The sequence below is a fragment of the Bacillus sp. SIMBA_005 genome, assembly GCF_046535585.1.
Lineage (GTDB): Bacteria > Bacillota > Bacilli > Bacillales > Bacillaceae > Bacillus > Bacillus pumilus.
Genome location: NZ_JAWRWI010000991.1, coordinates 1 through 244 on the forward strand (window position 1 = coordinate 1; position 244 = coordinate 244).

Genomic DNA, 244 nt, shown 5'->3' on the forward strand with positions numbered 1-244 from the left:
GTTCGGTCCGATGTACGTGGCGTCGATGGCGCCGGCGGACAGCGCCTCGATGGCGGCGGGGCCGGCGTTGAAGACCTCTGTCTTCAGATCGATGTCGCCGAGCGCGTCCTCGAACAGTCCCTCGGAGAGCCCGACGAGCGCCGGGGCGTGCGTCACGTTGGCGAAGTACCCGAGGCGGACCTCGTCGGGTGCCTTCGTCTCGCCCTTCGCGGCGTCGTCGGTCGCGGATGCGGAGGCGCAGCCG

Annotated in this window: 1 protein-coding gene; it reads right to left on the bottom strand. The window is 70.9% G+C overall.

The features are described from left to right. Positions 1-244 (bottom strand): ABC transporter substrate-binding protein (locus SB660_RS23065; protein WP_410584865.1); only part of this gene is annotated, 244 nt, incomplete at both ends.